This window comes from Arthrobacter pascens, from assembly GCF_030816475.1.
Lineage (GTDB): Bacteria > Actinomycetota > Actinomycetes > Actinomycetales > Micrococcaceae > Arthrobacter > Arthrobacter pascens_B.
Genome location: NZ_JAUSXF010000001.1, coordinates 3,265,881 through 3,284,533, shown reverse-complemented (window position 1 = coordinate 3,284,533; position 18,653 = coordinate 3,265,881). Strand labels below are relative to the sequence as shown.

The window sequence follows — 18,653 nt, the reverse complement described above, 5'->3', positions numbered from 1 at the left end:
TCGACGTCGGAACCGGCACCTAGGCGCGCCGGGAACCGCGCGCTACGGTGACGATGGGAGGCGGGCACTCAGGAAGAACCCCTGGTTCCTGGGCCCCCATTCGATGCTTCCCCCGGCGACTTCCACTCTCTCCCTGAGCCCCAAGAGCCCATAGCCTGACGTGCCGTCAACACGGTTCTCGGGCCTGCCGCCTCCGTCGTCGGAAATGTTGAGGGTCAGCGTACGGGGTTCCCACCGAAGGTCGATGAGCGCATTCGTTCCTGATCCGGCGTGCTTGGAGATGTTCGTCAGCGACTCCTGCACCACGCGGTATGCAGCGTGGCCTACGCTGGGGTCAAGTTTTCCTGACTCCCCGGATGCCCTCACATCCACTTGCACTCCCGCTGAACGGACAGGCTCTATCAGCCCATGAATGTCGTTCAGCGTCGGCAGCGGGCTTTGCTGTTCTTCGTCCACCGTCCCACCGTGTGGCTTCAGCAGTCTCAGAAGGCGGGCAAGTTCCTGCGTCGCCTCAGTGCCGACGGACTCGATCACGTCCAGGGCCTGGGCCGCACGTTCGGGATCGGTATCTATGACCCGCCGCCCGCCAGCTGCGTGCAGCATCATCACCGTAACGGCGTGCGAGACGATATCGTGCAGTTCGGCGGCGATATGGGCGCGTTCCTGCGCTACGGCCGCTTCAGCCTTGCGCCGCTCTTCTTCCAATGCACTGATGCGGAGACGGTTTCGCGCCACAAAACGGCCGAAAGCCCAGGCCCCTCCCATATACGCGGCCCCTGTCCCGATGAACCATAGGTCCTCAAAGGGCGTCCCGCGTGACGAAATAAGGACGGGAAGGGCAATTGCGGTAACGCAGGCTGCCAGGGAATGCCGCAAAGGCCGATCGGATGCCACTGCTGCCAACGCCAGCAGCACCGCCATGACCGGCATATACGGAACATGGAAAAAGTCCGAGAAGTTGAAATAGTTCGGAGTGAAAAAGAGCACGAAGAGTGATTGATGCAGCAAAAGAACGGCGAAAACCAGTATCGGGGCGCGATGCCTCCAGCGGAGTGCGATGAAGCCGGACGCTACGTAAACAACAGCTGTCACGGCCATGGCTCCTGACAGTGAACCGGAAGCGGCCGGAATAAAGGCCGACAGCTCGATGACGAATGCCACCAGAACGACTGCGAGATCCGCCCTTGTAAAGCCGAATGCCCTATTGGCCCGCGCCGGGCTGTGGTTTGTAGTCTTTGCCAGTGAATGTCCTTGGACCATTACCCACCTCATCACCGAGGGATAGAGACAGGCGGCTCCGTCTCTATCCCTAGTCTGCGCCCGCGCATAGTTGACTTCATCCATCCCCGGTATGGCAATGACGTACATCTGCGGGTTCAACCGCGCCTATGTCGCTGGGGTTTCCCAGACCCAAGGCTTAGGAACGGCCATCCGGCTTGACGAGGCCTGACCGGTACGCCACCGCCACGGCCTGCGCCCGGTCCGCCACGCCAAGTTTCATGAGGATGCGGTGCACGTGCGTTTTCACCGTGGCCTCGCTCAGGAAGAGCTTCGCTGCTATCTGGGTGTTGTTCATGCCCATGGCTATCGCGGCAAGCACTTCCCGTTCACGGCGGGTCAGCTCATCCAACTCCGCAGGGGTGGGCAGAAAGGGCTCCGGCCTGTTGGAGAATTCGTCGAGGAGTTTGCGGGTGACATTCGGGTCAAGCCAGCCCGCTCCCTCGGCAAGGGCGCGGATGGCGGATGCCAGGATGCGTGGTGCCGAGTTCTTGAGGATGAAGCCTGAGGCCCCCGCACGCAGGGCGGCATGGACAGCTTCATCTTCGTTGAAGGTAGTCAGGATGAGCACCGGTATGGCTTCAGTGCGGCCGGAATTGAACTCCTCGGAGGTGAGGATACGGGTGGCGGCGACGCCGTCCATGACTGGCATGCGAATATCCATCACCACGACGTCGGGCTGCAGCCCCGCGACCGCTTCAACGCCGGCGCGGCCGTCGCCGGCCTCCCCGACCACCACCATGTCGGGCTCGGACTCCAGCAGCAGCGCCAGTCCTGCCCTGATCAGGGCTTCGTCATCGACAAGGACCACACGGAGGCGGCGGTCGGCTTCACCGGCCGACGCGGGCGCACCGCTTCGTGTGCCATCCATGAGTGGACATTATCCATCCCCGCGCTGAAAAGCCACGGCCAAAATGAACCCGGGGGACCGGGCGTCGCTACGCCGTGGGATGTAGCTGATGGCAGCGCAGCATCCCGCCTGATGTACATCGGAAAGGCTACCGGGGGTCGACGCGCCGCATACGTTCCGTGATCAACACTGATGGCTATCAACTCCATGAAAAAGAAGGCCATGGACGAGAAAGACCCAAGGAGCCCCCGATGGCGTGGAAATCCAGACAACGAACAGCATGGGTGACCATCAGCCTCAGCCTCGGCCTCATGGGGACAGTGCCCTCCGAGAGCGCACGGGAAAGCACAGTACCTCCAACATCAACGGACTGGCGGGAAGTCCCAAGTCAACAGAATTATGCTGCCAGGCCGTTGCAAGGCTCACCGGAACTCTGGAAGTTCCGCCGCCTCACCTACAGATGAGCCAGCAAAGTGGCGCCGCCACCAAAGGGAAAGGAATCATCATGAAAACCCGTCCAGAACCAGCAAACGAAACAAAATCCGGGGGCGATAGGGGCGCAGGGCAGCCGACGCCAAGAGGAGCCATAACCGCCATGGATAGAGTCGGAGCCTTCAGCGGAGCAGCCTTCGTGCTGCTGGCCAACGTTGGCAGCGCGTTGGTGGGTGAGGCTTCTAACCGTGCGGAATCGCCCGGACAGCTGATTCTGGATGAGCAGCAGAGAATCGCCGAGAACCCGTGGTCTCACGTGGCGTTTGCTGTGGTGGTCCTCGCTCAGTTGGCCTTCATAATGTTCGTTGGTTACCTGTACTCGCGGCTGCGGAACGCCGGCTGGCTTGCGGCCACTGCGCTCGTTGGAGGGATCGCGGCGATCATGGTGTGTCTCGTCTCCATCTCGATTGTCATGACTGTGTTCGTCCTTCGGAACGACATCTCACCGGAGCTCGCCCGAGCCCTGATTGACCTTGATGGAGCCGGTCACCTGGTGCAACTTCTGCCCTTGGGAGTGTTTGCGCTATTCGCTTCTGCCGCGGCGCTGGTTACCCGCGCGCTCGGACGGCTGCTGAGTTGGGCCGGCATGGCTATCGGCGCCACGAGCATTGTTGTGCTCGCCACAACCGGACTTCCCGCCAACGAGGATTTCTTCCTCTGGCCGTTCCTGCTGGTCGTGCTGTGGATGGCTGTGATCAGCCTGCGCTGGGGCTTCGCCCGCAACCACCCAAGGGTCCGGGCCGCCGTCAGCCCGGCGAACCCCGTCATCAGCTAAGGCCAGTGACATGTCAAGGGGAGCCGCAAGCGGGTTGCCGTGGCTTCCCGCAGCATGTTTCGTCACTCTTCTGCCGAGCAGCACGGTCTTGTGCCTGGATCTTTATCCAGGCACCACCTACCTAGATCACTTGTCCTCCGCGGTGGGACTGCTCGTTGCGGGAATCCTTCTGGTATTGAAACCAGTACCGGCACGCGTGCTGCCCGCCCTGCCGGAGGAACACCAGGACCAGCTGAACTATGCGCTCCGCTTCGGAGTCCTGCCACTGGCCAGTCTGTTCAGTGACTGGCGAGATGAACTCGCACAACAGAGGAGGGCGTACTCGCTGGCCCTCCGGGCTCTGCCGGCCGGCACAGCGGTGGTCATCCTCTTCGATGGCTACGGTATCTTCCGTGATCCCGCCGGATGCCACTTTTTCCTATTGTGCGCCGTGGCCACCGCAATATTGGGGGTTGCTGTGTTTGCATTCTCAGCGGTCCGGCTGAGGAACGTTGACGCCGTGGAGGGCCAGCTGCGCGAACAGATCCGCCTGCTGGATGCCCATCGTGGTCGGCCGGCAGGTGGCGACCACGACACACCTGTATCCTGACAATGAAGGGTGAATGGTTCCAGCGGCCATCCACCAAGCTCGGTTCGTGGCCGGATGACGGTCCGGAATCCTGGGCAGTCGCCTTCCACGTCGTGGATCACCGCCGCAATAATCAGTCTCCGATCGGCCCCGGACTCTTGGAATGGACTTTTATCACTAGCGACACGCCAGCTCCCGTCGGAATCCCGACGTCGGCCCACAAGCCCCCGCGCACAGCCGCGGTGGATGATCCCGCCGTCGTCAGCTGGGTCGAGGCTGGTGAGACCATGACCGCGCGATGGCGTTCGGCGAACGACAGACCGGCGCCGACGCGCGTCGAAGTGGTCTCCGACTCCCTCACGGCCGACGATGCGAATCGCATGGCGTCACAGGGGATCGCGATGCTCTGGCACGGTGACTTCCACAACGCACGGCAGATCCTCAACGCCATGGACCGGCGGATAGGCACCGGAAAGAAAGAGACCGCAGCAACTCCGGCCGAGAAGTTCTACCGGCACCGCCAGTCCGCCTCGCATCGTGCACGCATTCTCGGCCTGCTGCTGATTCCTCTTGATCCGGGCCCGGTGGTGCCGCTGCGCCGCGCACCGGACATCCGGGAGGCCGCCTCTGAAGCGTACGGTGACATCGGCGAACCTTCCGTTGTGTCCCTGCATGAGCTTGTCGGGGCCATTGGCGCCCACGAGTGGCGGCGGAATGGCGTCTACGTGGATGCCCTGCAGGGCCGCATCCATCCGCACTATGGCACGTTCTTCCCCACCCGGAGTGAGTATGTGGATCTCGTGGCCGTCGCTCCGCTGCCCTCTGACACGCTGGCGTTCGACGTCGGAACCGGCACGGGGGTGCTCGCTGCCGTCCTCGCGCGCCGCGGCGTCCACCGCGTGGTGGCGACGGACAATGAACCGCGTGCCATCGCCTGCGCCGCTGAGAATTTCCGGAACCTCGGCGTCCAGGACAGCGCTGAGGCCGTCCTGACCGACATGTTCCCGCCCGGACAGGCGCCGCTTATCGTGTGCAACCCGCCCTGGATTCCGGCCACGCCGCATTCCAGCCTGGACAACGCCGTCTACGATCCCGGGAGCAGGATGCTGTTCCGCTTCCTGAATGGACTCTCCGACCATCTGGAGCCGGGCGGTGAGGGCTGGCTTGTCCTCTCCGACCTGGCCGAGCACCTTGGACTGCGGACGCGTGAGGATCTGCTGGCCGCCATCGAGGCGGCCGGGCTGAAGGTGGTTGAACGGCTGGACACCAAGCCAACGCATCCGAAGGCATCGGACCGTGACGATCCTCTGTTCGAGGCGCGCACGGCCGAGGTCACGTCCCTGTGGCGGCTTGTTCCCCGATAGTCCTCGCCCACAGCTGGCAGCTACCTGGCCGCGATCCCGTACTCGGTCAGGCCGTTCCTGATCGCGAACAAGGTGGCACCCACCCGGTTGGTTGCACCGATCTTGGTGTAGATGTGCTCCACATGGTTGCGGACGGTCTTCCGGGCAAGAAACAGTGCGCCGGCGATCTCGGCCGGTGTCATTCCCCGGCACAGCATGCCGAGGATCTCCATTTCCCGCGGTGTGAGTCCACCCACCGGGGCATGCGGACGGCGGGGCTGCTGGCCGGCGGCCACGAGCACGGCCTCCACAGCTTCCGCGGCGAGCCTGCCGACTGAAACCTCCTGCCGGAGCCTGGCAGCCGCATCGGCCTGGGTGAGCGCTGGCCGGTGCGGGCGCGGCTCAAGGGAGGCGTGGTAGGAGTCCGCAGCCGCCAGGATCCGCTGCTTTATCCCCAGCTCCGTTCCGCTGATCCCGCGTGGATAGCCGGACCCATCGAGCCGCTCGTGGTGTGAGCCGGTGAGGGCGGCCTCGCCCTTTAGCCCGGGCACGCGGCTGAGGATCCGCTCTCCCAGGAACGGATGCATTCGGATACGTTCCAGCTCCAGCCCGGAGAGCGGGTCCTTCTTGTCCCACACCTGGTTGGACACCCCCAGCCGGCCCAGGTCGTGAACCCAGCCTGCGCGACGGAGCTCCGCGACGTCGTCGGCAGGTAGCCCGTGCTCCTCGCCCGCGGCAGCGGCAAGGGCCGCCACTGCACGGGAGTGTCCTGCCGTGTAGGGGGACTTGAGGTCCGCGAAGTCGCCGATCGCTCGCAGCACTGCATCCAGTTCGGGGCCGGACAGGGGAGCGTCGTTGGGAGCCAGATCCAAGGCCGCCTGCCAGCAGTCGATGTCGAGAAGCCCTTCGGTGAGTGCCTCGGCCTGGTCGATGAACAGCCCGGCCAGTGCTGGATCGAACTGGCTGCCGCGGCGCGCCCGCACCATGGCCACGGCACCGGCCACGCCTTCCCTCCGCAGGAAGACCTCGGCCGTGTCCGCGAGATGCATGATCCGCATCTCCAGCGGGATGTCCGGCCCTGACGTGCCCTCCGGCAGGCCCTTGCCGTCCCACCGCTCGAAGGTGTGGGTGAGCAGTCCTGCCACGCCGTCGTCGAGCCCTACACTGCTGGCCAATACCCCGGCGGAGACGCAATGCGAGGCAATCATGGTCCGCACCGCCCCGCTGCCCCGTCGCCGCGAAACGCGTCCAGTAGGCAACACGGGCGAGCGGCGGGAGGCCGGCGCCGGCGTGGCTGAACATGCCGGCATACATGGGCAGGCCGTGCTGGTCGCGGTTGTAGTAGTCGGCGCGGAAGGCGATATCGTCCGTGAACAGCGCGGCGAGTTCAAAGGAATCCGCGTGGCAGCCGACCCAGGCCAGCTGGTTGGCGTAGTAGATCCTGCCTTGGCCGGCGACGTCAACGCCCGCTGCCCCGGCGATCCGCAACGCCAGCAGGGACGCACGCAGCATATGCTCCATCGGCTGGCCAAGACCCAGGTCAATGGCGAGCGACAGCGCGGCCAGGACTTCGCTGCGGCGGGGCTCAGCCGATGACTGCTTCACACCTGCCATTCTAGGAAGCCGTCAGCCAAGGCAGTAGGGATCACGCGGCGGCCATTATGCGGCCTGGTCCTTCCCGGTCCGTGCCTGGGCAAGACGTGGTCCGGCGGAACGGGCCGTGGACGGGTACCTCATCCTCAGCTGCGCTCCGAACAGTCCACGTTGCGGAAGCCAGACGTCCGCCAGGTGATCCTGTACAGCCAACGCACCCGGAACTCCCGCGTCCTCATTCCGGATGATGGCCTGGGAATCCGTCACGAGCCACAACTGCCGCGGCTGGGCCTGGAACGTCTGGCCGTTGGGCACCACACCGGAGACTTTCATCCTGCCGGCGTTCAGCAGCGGGCCGGCGAATGCTCCCATGGCCCGGAGTACCAGCTCGTTTCGCCACAGACTTTCCGGCATCCGCACGGCCATGGCAGTCAGCATCGTGGTGGCCGCCGATGTCCCCAGCTGCAGGCGCCAGTCAACAACGCCTGGAACCGTGATCACGGCGGTGAAAGGCCCGCTCCACCGGATGTCGACGTCGGTCTCCACTGTATGGTGGATGGCCGCCCCGAAGTAACGGGCGCAGCTGAGCTCGGGCGCGGCGTTGGCGTAGATGGTCCATTCGCCGGCGGGCGTGCGGTGCCAGACGGCGCGGTAGCCGGGGCCAACGGAGCTCGTGGGAAAATCCCGGAAGGCCAGGTAGTGGCCGCTGGTCAAAGGTAGCCCCAGGACGGCGTAGCCGGCGAAATGCTCGGCAGCGTCTTCGGGAAGGTCGGCAAGTTTCGGTGTTGCCTCTGCTGATGACTGCGGCTGGTAGATGGTCATTGCCGCCTCCTTTTCTCTATGGCCCGAGCCTAGGACCGGGCTGCAGCAAGGGCATGGGGCAACTGCCTCATTTTGTTTCACACGGCCGGAGCCCGGCCCGCGGACTCCCGAGCATTTCGCCCTTCCGGCAGGTACGCTCGAACCAATGCCGCGTGCGGCCGGAGTTTTGGGGGAAACTGACGTGGGGATTAATCGGTTGTGGCGCGCCGTCGGGGTCCCTGTGCTTGCCGCAGCCGCCTTGGTGCTGGCGCCAGGCCCGGCGCATGCCGAATATGTCTGCTGGATGTCCGACGGGATCAAGTATTGCTACGACCCCGGCGACCGGCAGGTCCCGGACGAGCCGACTCCGGCGCCGATAGTGGAACCTCCGTACACGCCGCCTGAGCCCGGCCCGCCAGGGGAGCAGCCAGGGGCGGCGTCTGCGCCCGCCCCGGCTGTTCCAGTGGAGCCAGCTCCCGTTCATCCCATAACTGCGCCGGTCAACGAAGGCCCTGCTCCCATTCCGGCTCCCGTCAGACCGGTGCCTGTACCTGTCTATGCTCCGCCGCAACGCAGTGGGTACCACGCACCGGCAGCCGAGCCACCCGTTGCCTCTGCGGATGCACGGGGGGAAGCGGCACCCAGCCTTGCGCCGTCGCCTCCGGAGCCGGCATCCCCAGTGGAGGACGCCCAGGCTATGGCAGCTACCGCTTCAGTGGGCCCAACGTCATCGGCTGCGACTTCGTCATCAGCATCCATGGCACCCAAGGTGGCTACGGATCAAGCATCCAGCGCCGACAGCTCTTCCCCGTTGCCACTAATGACCGGCGTAGGCTTCTTAGCCGCGTCTGCTGCGGCCTGGTTCGTGATTCGACACAGACAGCCCCGCGGCGGGAGGCTTCCGCAGTAGCAAAAAGAGTTACACGCCTTAGACCGAGTGCCGCCCGTTCGCCACAACGCCGCCACTGGGAATGAGCGTGTGGCCGGCAACTTGTCCGTCGCGGGGAGATGCTCCTGCGCGCGTCGATGCCGTCGTCGGGGACTTGGAGGAGCGGGACCTGGCGAACGAGGAGTTGCTCAGGGAGCGGGTCTAACAATTTCGCCGGCGACGGGCTGAGTGTCACTGCTTGCTGTTTGCGCCACTATTTTGGCCTGTAGGCCAGTCGAACATGGTCTGAAGACGAGTCATGCACCACAACCAAGCAAGGCCTCCAGCGACTGCCGGAGGCCTTGCTTTTGTTGTGGACGAAACTATTTGACGGCGACGAAGACCTTGTCGGCCATCATGCCCGGCCGGACGGCGAGGACACCTTGGCCAGCTGTTGCGGTTGGCACTTGAATGGCGATATTGCCCGTTGCAGTGCCGCCCTTGTAGAGGGTGTTGCTGTCTATCTCTTCAGGTGCAACGACGTTGTGGTCGTACGCATTTATGGTTTTACCGTCGGCGGTGACGTAAGCCACAGAGACGAAGGAAGGTGTCTCTCCATTGGCGTCGTCGCCGACGTACGTTGCCGAGTAGTTCACCAGGATGTACTCCGAGCCCGCAGCAGGAGCGTCATTGAACCGGTTGGCCGCTACGACTGCATCGGAAGCCGCAAGGGTGACCGAGTTAACCACTACCTTCCAGTCCTTAGACTCCACGACCGAGCCGATTGGGGAAGGATTTTCACGCGTTCCGGCCTTGGCGGCCGGCTTTGCTGCTGCTGGAGCATCACCAGCTGCTTCAGCAGTAGGTGCCGAAACTTTAGTGTCGCCGCTGCCGAAAGCGTCCTTGGCGGACGAGGTGACAACGGAGAAGAAAACAGCAAAGCCGACGATGGTTCCCACGATCGACAAGATCAGGGCTGTGATGCCCATTCCCTTGGCTTTGTCTTTCAAGAATAGGGAAACAATTGCCAGGATAAACGCAATGGGCAGCAAGACCCAACCGATAATGAGAGCGCCGGGCATGCACGCGAAGATGAAACCAACAATTGCAGAGATAAGTGCGACGAGCCCGATAGTATTTCGCTGTTTTTTTGCCTTCGCATACTCTTGCGGGCCGGAAGCGCCGGGTGGACCGTAGTTCGGCGGCATAGGCGGCATAGGCGGAAATTGCGGTTGCTGGTGGGGCACAGTCTGCTGAGAGCTTGCCCCCGGAAGCTCTGGTGTAGTCATGTGATGATGATGACAGAATCGTTGGCTTTCCGCACTCATGACCTTTATGTTGAAAATCGCTAACCCGGTGCGAGCTTTGGCCTTGTTTCTGCAGGCCAGCTCCCCAACCCAATGAATCTTGTCTTAATGCTGTGGCGATAAGTGGTCTTTACTAGGGAAATCTTGCAAAGATCTTGATGCAATTTTGTGGAATTCGCCGCAGCCCGATCGAGGATGAGTTCATCACGAACAATGGACTCGTCACTTTGATTTGAACTGAAGGGCAAGAGGCCAAACTGGATTAGATAGCCATTCCGGATCCGATGCCTTGGGACTTGACTCCCGGTAGCGCGCACTGGAAGCCCAGTCCCAAGAAGCGGTTGCCAAGCTCTACGAATTGGCCAATTTGGTTACCCCGCCACCGCCGCCTTCCCCTCCTGCTTGGCCTTCATCCACTCACTCATCCACGGGGCCCGGACACTCGACGTGATCCGGCAGTCGGCCACGAAAGTTCCGTTGGCGCCGTCGTCGATCCAGTCCGTGAGCTCATCAAGGTCCGCCAGCGAGCGGATGATCGCAGACTCGGCGCCGAGCGCGCGGGCGATGCCGCTGAAGTCCACCTCGGGGATCAGCATGGGCTTTTCGGTCAGCCCCTGCGAGCCGTACTGATGGATTTCGGCTCCGTAGGCGGCATCGTTGTAGATCACGACGACGGCGCTCCTTGCCGCGCCGACGAGCGATTCGAGGTCGGACAGGCCCATGAGGAAACCGCCGTCGCCGGAGGCCAGCACCAGGGTGCGGCCGTCCTCCACGGCACGGGCCGCCCCGACTGCGCTGGCAAGGCCCAGCCCGATGGTCTGGTAGGCCGTACCCACCATCACCAGGTCCTGGGGCCGCGGGATGCGCCAATACATGGGTGCCCAACCCATAAAGTGCCCTCCATCCTGGACCACTGTGCGGCGCTCCGGCAGCATGGCATCCAGTGACGTGGCAAGGGAACGCGGGTCCAACCGGCCGTCCGGGGTCTCCGCGGAGCCTGCCTGGTGGCCCGGTCCTTCGGCCAGGCGCTTGCGGGCTTCCGCGCGCCAGGCTCCTCCCGTGGAAGGTCCGTCGTTCAGCAGTTGGAGGAGGCGTCCCGCGGCAGCCTTCACATCCGCGCTGACGAACGTGTCCACCCTGGGATGCGTCGGCTCCAGGGCGATGTCGATCTGAATTACCGTGCTGTCCGGGCCGAGCAGGTGCCCGAACCGCATGGTGAAGGGGCTCAGGCTCGCCCCGGCCACGAGAACCACATCAGCCTCCGCCATGAGCCCTGCCGCAGTATCCGTGCCGAAGCCGCCCGCGACGCCCAGGTACCCGTCCCCCTGGAGGAGGTTGAGCGCCAGGGCCGTTCCGGCGGTCAGCGCGCCCAGGCCGTCGGCGAGCTCCCGGAGCTCCGGGCCGGCTCCGGCGAGATGCGCACCGCGGCCGGCCAGGATCAGCGGCCGCTTCGCCGCGGCGAGCAGGCGGGCTACCTGCCCAAGGCCGCCGTCGACGTCGTCCGTCACCTGAGGTGCCAACGGCGCCGGAAGTTCCTCGTCCGCAGCCTCGAGCGCCGCGAGGTCGTACGGAATGGCAATCACGACGGCGGTCCGCTTGGTGAGCGCGTACTCCACCGCCTGCCGGGTGATGGAGCCCGCGGCATCGCGGGTGACGGTGAAGGTGGCCGCGCCGAGGCCCGCAGCAATCGCTGCCTGGTCCACGTCCTGAGGCCGTGCGCCGGTGCTCGGAGCGTCCCCAGCGACGAGCACGACGGGGATCTGGGCCTGGACCGCCTCCGCGAGGGCGGTCAGTGCATTCGTGTAGCCGGGGCCGTAGGTTGTGGTGCCCGCTGCGAGACGTCCTGACGCACGGTAGTAGGCGTCGGCCGCGGCGAGGGCGGCGCCTTCATGGCGCACGGGGGAGAAGCGGAGGCCCAGCTTTTCCGCGGCGTCGAGGAAGTGGACGTTTCCGTTGCCCATGACGCCGAAGACGTCGCTGAGGTAGCTACTGAGAACCTGCGCTACGCGGCCGGAGACGGTAAGTGAAGTCATGCAGGAATCTTGTGGCGTGGCTCCCGGATAGGCAAGAGAGCGGAAACAGGCTGGGATATTTGGCAGATGAAGAGGCACGGAGTGAAAATTTGCCCATCTGTGGCGCGGGTCACCCGCTCCTAGTCCGAAGGGCGTGATTCCTGCTTTGACAGCCGGTTCAGGAGGCCGTCATAGCGGGGCGGCATGAGTTCCAGCACGGAAATGGCCGTGCTGGTCCGTTGGATCCCCTCGATTTCCAGGATCTGGTTGGTGATGCGGTAGAGATCGGCCGTACCCCGGGCCACCACCTTGGCCATGAGGTCCGCGTCGCCGGTAGTGGCGTGCACCTCGACGACTTCCGGGATCGCGGCAAGCCCGTTTTCCACGGAACCTGTCCTCGTCTGGCTGATGGCCAGTGACAGGAAGGCCATCAGGTCGTAGCCAAGGGCCGCGGGGTCCAGCCTGCGGCTGAAGGAGCGGAGGGCGCCGCTGCGCTCGAGCCGTGCCAGCCGGGCATGGACCGTGTTGCGTGCGACGCCGAGTGTCCGGGAGAGTGCCAGGGCGCTGGCTTCGGGATCCTTGTCCAGGGCCAGGATGATCCTGCCGTCGAGGGAATCGAGGGTGCGGGGGCTGGGGATGGTCATATTTTCACCACAGTCACTAGAAGTTGAGCAGAAGTCCCAATGGCTTGAGGGTATCTTGCATTGTGGGCCGGGTCACAACCATGATCGGTCCTCATGACCCGTGATCAACTCCTGACCGCCTCTGCAACTGCATTGCCGGACACCGCGCTTCCCACCCTTCGTGATGCGGTGGCCGGACTTCCGCCCTACGTGCCGGGCCGGCGCAGCGCCGGCATGGACATCGCAGCCCTGGCCAGCAATGAAAGCCACTACGAGCCGCTGCCCGCTGCCGCCGCTGCGGTGGCCGAAGCGGCCGGCACCATGAACCGTTACCCGGACAGTGCCGCCGTCGAACTCCGCGAACGGATTGCCCGGCACCTGGGTGTCAGCGCCGCGGAGGTCGCGGCGGGGCCCGGCAGCGTGGGCGTCCTCCAGCAGATCATCACGGGACTGTGCGACGCCGGGGATGAGGTGGTCTTCGCGTGGCGCTCCTTCGAGGCGTACCCCATCCTGGTTGAGCTGGCGGGCGCCCGGCCTGTCCGCATCCCGCTGGATCACGCTGAGGGCCACGACCTCGATGCCATGGCCGCTGCCGTTACCGACCGCACCAAGGTGATCCTGCTCTGCACCCCCAACAATCCCACCGGAGTGCCGATCAGCCACGAACGCATCGAGGCCTTCCTCCAATCCGTCCGCCCGGACATCCTCGTGGTGATCGACGAGGCCTACGTGGAATACGCCGAAGCTGGTAGCGGCCCCGATTCCCTGGCGCTGTACCGGCGGTACCCGAACGTCTGCATCCTGCGCACCTTCTCCAAGGCCTACGGCCTCGCCGGGCTGCGCGTCGGATACGCCGTGGCGGCGCCGGCCGTCGCTGAGGGACTGCGCCGGACAGCCCTTCCCTTCGCCGTGAGCGCGATGGCGCTGAAGGCGGCCGTCGCTTCGCTGGACGCCGGGGAGGAGATGGAGGCGCGGGTGGCCGCCGTGAAGCAGGAGCGCGCACGGATGGCCGCGCAGCTGAAAGCCCAGGGCTGGAAACTGCAGCCGAGCCAGGGCAACTTCCTGTGGATCCGCGCCGATGACCACCTCCGGGCGAGGCTGCTGGACGCGTTCGACCACGCAGGTATCCTTGTCCGGGCGTACCAGGGGGACGGCGTGCGGATCACCGTTGCCGATCCCGCCTCCAACGACCGCGTGCTCCGGCTCCTGGCAGCCCACGCGGCCTGAACACCGACTGACCTTTCGCACCAATCCGTCCCACAACCAGAGGAATCCCCATGGAACAACAGACAAGGACGTCTGCCCGCGCCCTCGGCGCCGCCCTCAAACCCCGCCAGCTCACGATGATGGGGCTCGGAAGCGCCATCGGCGCGGGCCTCTTCATCGGCTCCGGCGCGGGCATCCAGGCTGCCGGCCCGGCGGTGCTGATCTCCTACCTCGTGGCCGGCACGCTCATCATCCTGGTGATGTGGGCCCTCGGCGAGATGGCCGCTGCCAACCCGGACAGCGGTGCCTTCTCCGTCTACACCGCCAAGGCGTACGGGCCGGTGGCCGGTGCCACGGTGGGCTGGCTGTGGTGGCTGCAGCTGGTGGTGGTCATCGCGGCCGAGGCGCTGGGTGCGGCGGGCCTGCTGGCCACCATCTTCCCGGCCTTGCCGGTGTGGCTGATGGCTTTCGTGTTCATCGTGGTGCTCACCGCCGTGAACCTGACCAGTGTGAAGAACTTCGGCGAGTTCGAGTTCTGGTTCGCCCTGCTCAAGGTGGCGGCCATCGTCGGGTTCCTGCTGGTGGGCGCCGCCCTGCTCTTCGGCTGGCTGCCGGGCGTCCAGTCGCCGGGCCTGGCCCACTTCACCGGTGCCGGGTTCGCACCCAGCGGTTTTGCCGGGATTGCCACGGCACTGTTCGTGGTGGCGTTCGCGTTCGGCGGCACCGAGATCGTCTCCGTGGCCGCAGCTGAGACGGCCGAGCCGGCCCGCAGCGTAAAGAAGGCAGTCCGGACGGTGCTGTGGCGCATCCTGGTGTTCTACATCGGTGCGATCTTCGTGATCGCTGCAGTGGTTCCCGTGGGTTCGGCGGGGCTGAAGAGCCCGTTCGCCGCCGTGCTGGATGCCGCCGGCATGCCCGGCGCGGCCACCGCCATCACCCTGGTAGCCGTCGCAGCGCTGCTGTCCGCCCTCAACGCCAACCTCTACGGTGCCTCCCGGATGGCGTTCTCCCTGGCCGAGCGGGGTGAAGCGCCGCGTCTGCTCGCTTCGGTGTCCAAGGCCCGGGTACCTGTTGTTGCGGTTCTGGCCAGCGTCGCCTTCGGCGTTGTCACGGTGGTGCTGGAACTGGCCTTCCCCGAAAAGGTCCTTCCCGTCCTGCTCAACATTGTTGGCTCGACATGCCTGCTGGTGTGGACGTACGCGCTCCTCGCCCAGCTCGCGCTGCGTCTCCGCGCCGATCGTGAAGGAACAGAGCTTCCCCTGCGGATGCCCGGCTTCCCGTGGCTCACGGTGTTTGGTCTGGTCATCCTCGTCGCGATCTTCACGGTGGGATTCATCGGCGAGGACTCCCGGCCCCAGCTCCTGAGCACCTTCGGACTGGTGGCACTGCTGGCCATGGCTAACTGGCTGCATCACCGGAACGGCAAAGTTGCGCCGGTCGTCGAATCTCCGGACGGTGCCAAGCAGCCGGTGCTCATCGACTGAATTTGGCTCTGCGAGCCACTTCATGGGGTTCGGTGCACGCGGAGGGCGCGTCCGGCTTTGGCCGGGCGCGCTCTCCGACGTTCAGTGGTGAAGGCCCATTTCTCCCGGAGGGCGCAAGTGCCCCGGTCAGGCGGACTCGGATCGCGGATCGCTGCTTGCTCCCGGTGCCAGGATTGCGCTTGCGATGATGTCAAAGAGATGATCGGCGCGTGCGGCGCTTGAGGGTTGGTCGGCGAGCCAGGCGAGTGCGGTGACGAGCGCGAACAGGTCGGTGCCATCCATGTCGGGACGGGCGGCGCCGGCGGCCTGGGCGCGGGTGAGCAGCTGCGAACCGGCGCCGCGCAGCCTGACGCATGAGGCATGGAGCGCGGACTCCGTGTTTTCGATGGCGGCCATCATCATCTCCGTGACGCCCCGGTAGATGTGGGAGAACGCGACGAAGTCGCGCAGCCAGACAATGAGCGCGTCCGCGGGTGCGCTTGCCGCCTCAAGCTCGGCTGCCTGCGCTGCCAGCTTGTCAAAGCTTTCACGCAGCAAGGCTTCAAGCAGGGCCTCGCGTGACGGGAAGTGCCTGTAAAGCGTTCCCAATCCAACGCCAGCCCGGCGGGCGACGTCGCGCAGTGATGCCTCAGCTCCCTGCTCGACGACAACAACGCGGCCAGTATCGAGCAGGTGCTCATAGTTTCTTTGAGCGTCGACACGCATCCCACATCTCCTTTTGACAACCGGAGCAGTGCTCCAGTAAATTCGGAGCACTGCTCCACTAATCGTACAGGCAGGCCACTGAAAGGACACACAATGCCCGCGAACACCATGAAGGCGATTCGAATTCACCACTTCGGCGGCCCCGAAGTAATGCGCCACGAGGAGGTGCCAGTCCCCGAGGTGGGGCCGGGCGAGGTGCTCGTCCGAGTCTCCGCGGTAGGCGTCAACCCTCCGGACTGGTACATGCGCGAGGGCATGCCCGGCGTGCCGCGGGAGATGCTGCCGCCCATGAGCCTGCCCATCATCCTGGGCACCGATGTGTCAGGCGTCGTGGAGGCTGTTGCCGGCGACGTCGAGGGCTTCAAGGAGGGCGAAGAAGTCTTCGGCCTGGTCCGCTTCCCCACCAGCCTCCAGGGCAGCGCCTATGCCGAGTACGTGACCGTGCCGGCCTCAGACCTCGCGCACAAGCCTGCGGGCATCGAGCACCTGCACGCCGCGGGTGCAGCAATGTCCGGGCTGACCGCATGGCAGTTCCTCGTCGAGCTGGGACACGACCATCCCTCGCCTTTCCAGGCCGAGCAGCACCGCCCGGTCAGGATTGACTCCGGCACCACGGTGCTGGTCAACGGCGCCGCTGGTGGCGTGGGGCACTTCGCCGTCCAGCTTGCGAAATGGAAGGGCGCGCACGTCATCGCGGTCGCGTCGGGAGAGCACGAAGAATTCCTGCGGGAACTCGGCGCCGACCAGTTCATCGACTACACCAAGAACCGCCCCGAAGAGGCTGCGCGCGACGTCGACCTCGTCGTTGATACCGTCGGCGGTCCCCATAGTGGTCGCTTCCTCCGCACGCTGAAGCGCGGCGGCGCGCTGTTCCCGGTCTATCTCGCGGACTTTGACCCCGAAGAGGTCGCCGAACGCGCAGTGGTGGTCTCGTCCACCCAGGTGCGCTCCGACGGCCGGCAGTTGGAACAGTTGGCGGGCCTCATCGAGGCTGGCACAGTACGCGTTGCCGTTGACAGCACGTTCCCGCTCGCCGACGCCCGGCAAGCGCACGAGCGGGCGGCCCAGGGACACATCCGGGGCAAGATTGTGCTCACGGTGCGATGACCACACTTAGAAGCGCCATCGCGGACCTCCTCGAGAATCACGATCTTCCCGTGGACGAGGCAGCCGACCGGCACATCGCGCCCGGCTTCCGCCAGCGGATCAACGGGCAATGGGATGACCGGGCCGGATTTCTCGCCCGCATCAGGCACCTGCGGAGCAACACCCGGGACGTCACCATAACCGTCCTGGACGAAATCACCGACGGCAGCCGCTACGCCGAACGCCACATCATCGATTTGCTCGGTGCCGATGGCCGGCGCGTCGTCCACGAGGTCTACGTCTTCGCGTGTCTGGGTCCGGACGGACGCTTCGAGCGCATCGAGGAAGCGACTGTCATGGTCGGGCCCACGGGCTGACGCCTGTTTGAGCTGGCCCCAAAGGAGAATGAAGGATCACATGCTGCGATACTTCGTTCAACCTCACCCTGTATGCATCATTGAAATGAGCGCTATGTCCCGTTCGCCCCTCGCCGCCCTGCATCCGTCCAACGAAGACGTGAGTGATCTCCGGCGCCGGCTGCGTGAGACGCGGTGGCCTGCCCCGTGGCCTGTGACGGGCTGGGACGCCGGCACTGACCAAGGAGAGCTGCGTCGGCTGGTCTCCTACTGGGCGGAGGACTTCGACTGGGAAGCGCAACGGCGCCGCATCGAATCGTTGCCCTGGAATATGGCCCAGATCGACGGCGCAGCCCTCGCCTACCTTCGGTTCGACCCGGAAAGGCCGGGCGGCGTGCCGGTAATACTCACCAACGGATGGCCAAGCACCGCGCTCGAGCTGGTGGCCCTTGCCGAGCGGTTGGCGGCGCCGTCGCGGTTCGGTGGCAGTCCCGGGAATGCTGTCACGGTGATCGTTCCGGCCCTGCCGGGCCTGCCGTTCTCCCCGCAACGTCCGTCCCTGCACGAGCAGACACACGAGCTCTGGCACCGGCTGATGACTGAGCACCTCGGTTTTGACCGGTACGCGGCACACGGCGGCGACCTGGGTGCAGGAATAACGTCACGCCTGGCGCAGGCCCATCCCGAAGCGGTCATCGGCATCCATCTCCTCGCAGTTGCTGCGCCGCTCCATCTTGACCCTGCGACGGTCAGCCCCGAAGAACAAGAACATTTGGAGCGCGTGAACGCCTGGGTGGCAGCAGAGGGTGCGTACCAGCATCAGCAGCAAACCCGTCCGCTCACCCTCGCTCCCGCACTCTCGGACTCGCCGGCAGGCCTGTTGTCCTGGATCCTCGAAAAGCACCGGGCCTGGAGCGACTGCGGAGGGGACGTTTCCTCCCGGTTCAGCGATGACTACCTGGCCACCCTGGCATCCGTGTACTGGTTCACGAACTCCATCGGCACGTCGTTCCGCCCGTATTACGAGTTCGCAGCCGGCTTCACCACGCGTGTGGAAAAGGTGCGGGTCCCGACGGCGGTCGCCCTGTTCCCGTTCGACCTCGCACAGCCGCCCCGCAGCTGGGCCAACCGGTCATATCAAGTCACCCGGTACACAAGGATGCCCCGGGGCGGACATTTCGCTCCCCACGAGGAACCCGAACTCCTCGCCAACGACATCACCGCGTTCCTGCAGACGCTCTGATGTTGCGGATGCCCGGGTTCCCGTGGCTCACTTCCATGGTCGCCTCTGCTTTAACCAGTTCGA

17 protein-coding genes are annotated in these 18,653 nt (G+C 65.0%); 9 read left to right on the top strand and 8 right to left on the bottom strand.

Annotated features, from left to right (window positions below; genetic code table 11):
• Positions 1-42 precede the first annotated feature (42 nt).
• Together QFZ40_RS14985 and QFZ40_RS14980 are read right to left on the bottom strand one after the other, a co-directional pair.
• Entirely contained in the window at positions 43-1,260 is a 1,218-nt protein-coding gene (locus QFZ40_RS14985) for a sensor histidine kinase (RefSeq protein ID WP_306905377.1), read from the bottom strand.
• Between the two features lie 157 nt (positions 1,261-1,417).
• Positions 1,418-2,149 (bottom strand): response regulator transcription factor, encoded by a 732-nt coding sequence (locus tag QFZ40_RS14980; protein WP_306905376.1) that lies wholly within the window; start codon positions 2,147-2,149, stop codon positions 1,418-1,420.
• Positions 2,150-2,723: 574 nt separating this feature from the next.
• Between QFZ40_RS14980 and QFZ40_RS14975 the strand changes: the two genes are divergently transcribed.
• From QFZ40_RS14975 to QFZ40_RS14965, 3 genes are all read left to right on the top strand, one after another.
• Entirely contained in the window at positions 2,724-3,395 is a 672-nt protein-coding gene (locus QFZ40_RS14975) for a hypothetical protein (RefSeq protein WP_306905375.1), read from the top strand.
• A 10-nt stretch (positions 3,396-3,405) separates the two neighbouring features.
• Complete coding sequence (locus QFZ40_RS14970; RefSeq protein ID WP_306905374.1) at positions 3,406-3,984, top strand: hypothetical protein; 579 nt, start codon at positions 3,406-3,408, stop codon at positions 3,982-3,984.
• A gap of 266 nt (positions 3,985-4,250) precedes the next feature.
• Positions 4,251-5,327, top strand: a complete 1,077-nt coding sequence (locus QFZ40_RS14965) for a methyltransferase (protein ID WP_373427477.1) — start codon at positions 4,251-4,253, stop codon at positions 5,325-5,327.
• A gap of 20 nt (positions 5,328-5,347) precedes the next feature.
• Here the strand turns inward: QFZ40_RS14965 and QFZ40_RS14960 are convergent, their stop codons facing one another.
• A complete protein-coding gene (locus QFZ40_RS14960; protein ID WP_306905372.1) occupies positions 5,348-6,514 on the bottom strand; it encodes an HD domain-containing phosphohydrolase in 1,167 nt (388 codons plus the stop codon).
• On the opposite strand from QFZ40_RS14960, the gene QFZ40_RS14955 reads away from it, so the two are divergent.
• Entirely contained in the window at positions 6,513-6,902 is a 390-nt protein-coding gene (locus tag QFZ40_RS14955) for a hypothetical protein (protein ID WP_306905370.1), read from the top strand. The two genes, QFZ40_RS14960 and QFZ40_RS14955, sit on opposite strands and share 2 nt — an antisense overlap.
• A 63-nt stretch (positions 6,903-6,965) precedes the next feature.
• Here QFZ40_RS14955 and QFZ40_RS14950 read toward each other — a convergent pair whose 3' ends face one another.
• From QFZ40_RS14950 to QFZ40_RS14935, 4 genes are all read right to left on the bottom strand, one after another.
• Positions 6,966-7,721 (bottom strand): hypothetical protein, encoded by a 756-nt coding sequence (locus QFZ40_RS14950; protein ID WP_306905368.1) that lies wholly within the window; start codon positions 7,719-7,721, stop codon positions 6,966-6,968.
• Between the two features lie 1,230 nt (positions 7,722-8,951).
• On the bottom strand, positions 8,952-9,857 hold the full coding sequence (locus QFZ40_RS14945; RefSeq protein ID WP_306905367.1) for a hypothetical protein: 906 nt from the start codon (positions 9,855-9,857) through the stop codon (positions 8,952-8,954).
• 389 nt (positions 9,858-10,246) lie between these two features.
• Positions 10,247-11,908: a thiamine pyrophosphate-binding protein gene (locus QFZ40_RS14940; protein ID WP_306905366.1), complete on the bottom strand. Its 1,662-nt coding sequence runs from the start codon at positions 11,906-11,908 to the stop codon at positions 10,247-10,249.
• 119 nt (positions 11,909-12,027) lie between these two features.
• Positions 12,028-12,531, bottom strand: coding sequence for an Lrp/AsnC family transcriptional regulator (locus tag QFZ40_RS14935; RefSeq protein WP_306905364.1), 504 nt, complete (start codon positions 12,529-12,531; stop codon positions 12,028-12,030).
• Positions 12,532-12,624: 93 nt separating this feature from the next.
• On the opposite strand from QFZ40_RS14935, the gene hisC reads away from it, so the two are divergent.
• Positions 12,625-13,737: a histidinol-phosphate transaminase gene (gene hisC, locus QFZ40_RS14930; RefSeq protein WP_306905363.1), complete on the top strand. Its 1,113-nt coding sequence runs from the start codon at positions 12,625-12,627 to the stop codon at positions 13,735-13,737.
• A 50-nt stretch (positions 13,738-13,787) separates the two neighbouring features.
• Positions 13,788-15,200, top strand: coding sequence for an amino acid permease (locus QFZ40_RS14925; protein ID WP_306905362.1), 1,413 nt, complete (start codon positions 13,788-13,790; stop codon positions 15,198-15,200).
• Between the two features lie 126 nt (positions 15,201-15,326).
• On the opposite strand, the gene QFZ40_RS14920 is transcribed toward QFZ40_RS14925, so the two are convergent.
• Positions 15,327-15,905, bottom strand: a complete 579-nt coding sequence (locus QFZ40_RS14920; RefSeq protein ID WP_306905361.1) for a TetR/AcrR family transcriptional regulator — start codon at positions 15,903-15,905, stop codon at positions 15,327-15,329.
• A gap of 93 nt (positions 15,906-15,998) precedes the next feature.
• Between QFZ40_RS14920 and QFZ40_RS14915 the strand changes: the two genes are divergently transcribed.
• From QFZ40_RS14915 to QFZ40_RS14905, 3 genes are all read left to right on the top strand, one after another.
• A complete protein-coding gene (locus QFZ40_RS14915; RefSeq protein WP_306905359.1) occupies positions 15,999-17,012 on the top strand; it encodes an NADP-dependent oxidoreductase in 1,014 nt (337 codons plus the stop codon).
• Positions 17,009-17,368 carry a hypothetical protein gene (locus QFZ40_RS14910; RefSeq protein ID WP_306905358.1) on the top strand — a complete coding sequence of 120 codons (360 nt, stop codon included), beginning with the start codon at positions 17,009-17,011 and terminating at the stop codon, positions 17,366-17,368. The genes QFZ40_RS14915 and QFZ40_RS14910 overlap by 4 nt, the downstream gene beginning before the upstream one ends.
• Before the next feature lie 85 nt (positions 17,369-17,453).
• Positions 17,454-18,590 carry an epoxide hydrolase family protein gene (locus QFZ40_RS14905; RefSeq protein ID WP_306905357.1) on the top strand — a complete coding sequence of 379 codons (1,137 nt, stop codon included), beginning with the start codon at positions 17,454-17,456 and terminating at the stop codon, positions 18,588-18,590.
• The last annotated feature ends 63 nt before the right edge of the window (positions 18,591-18,653 follow it).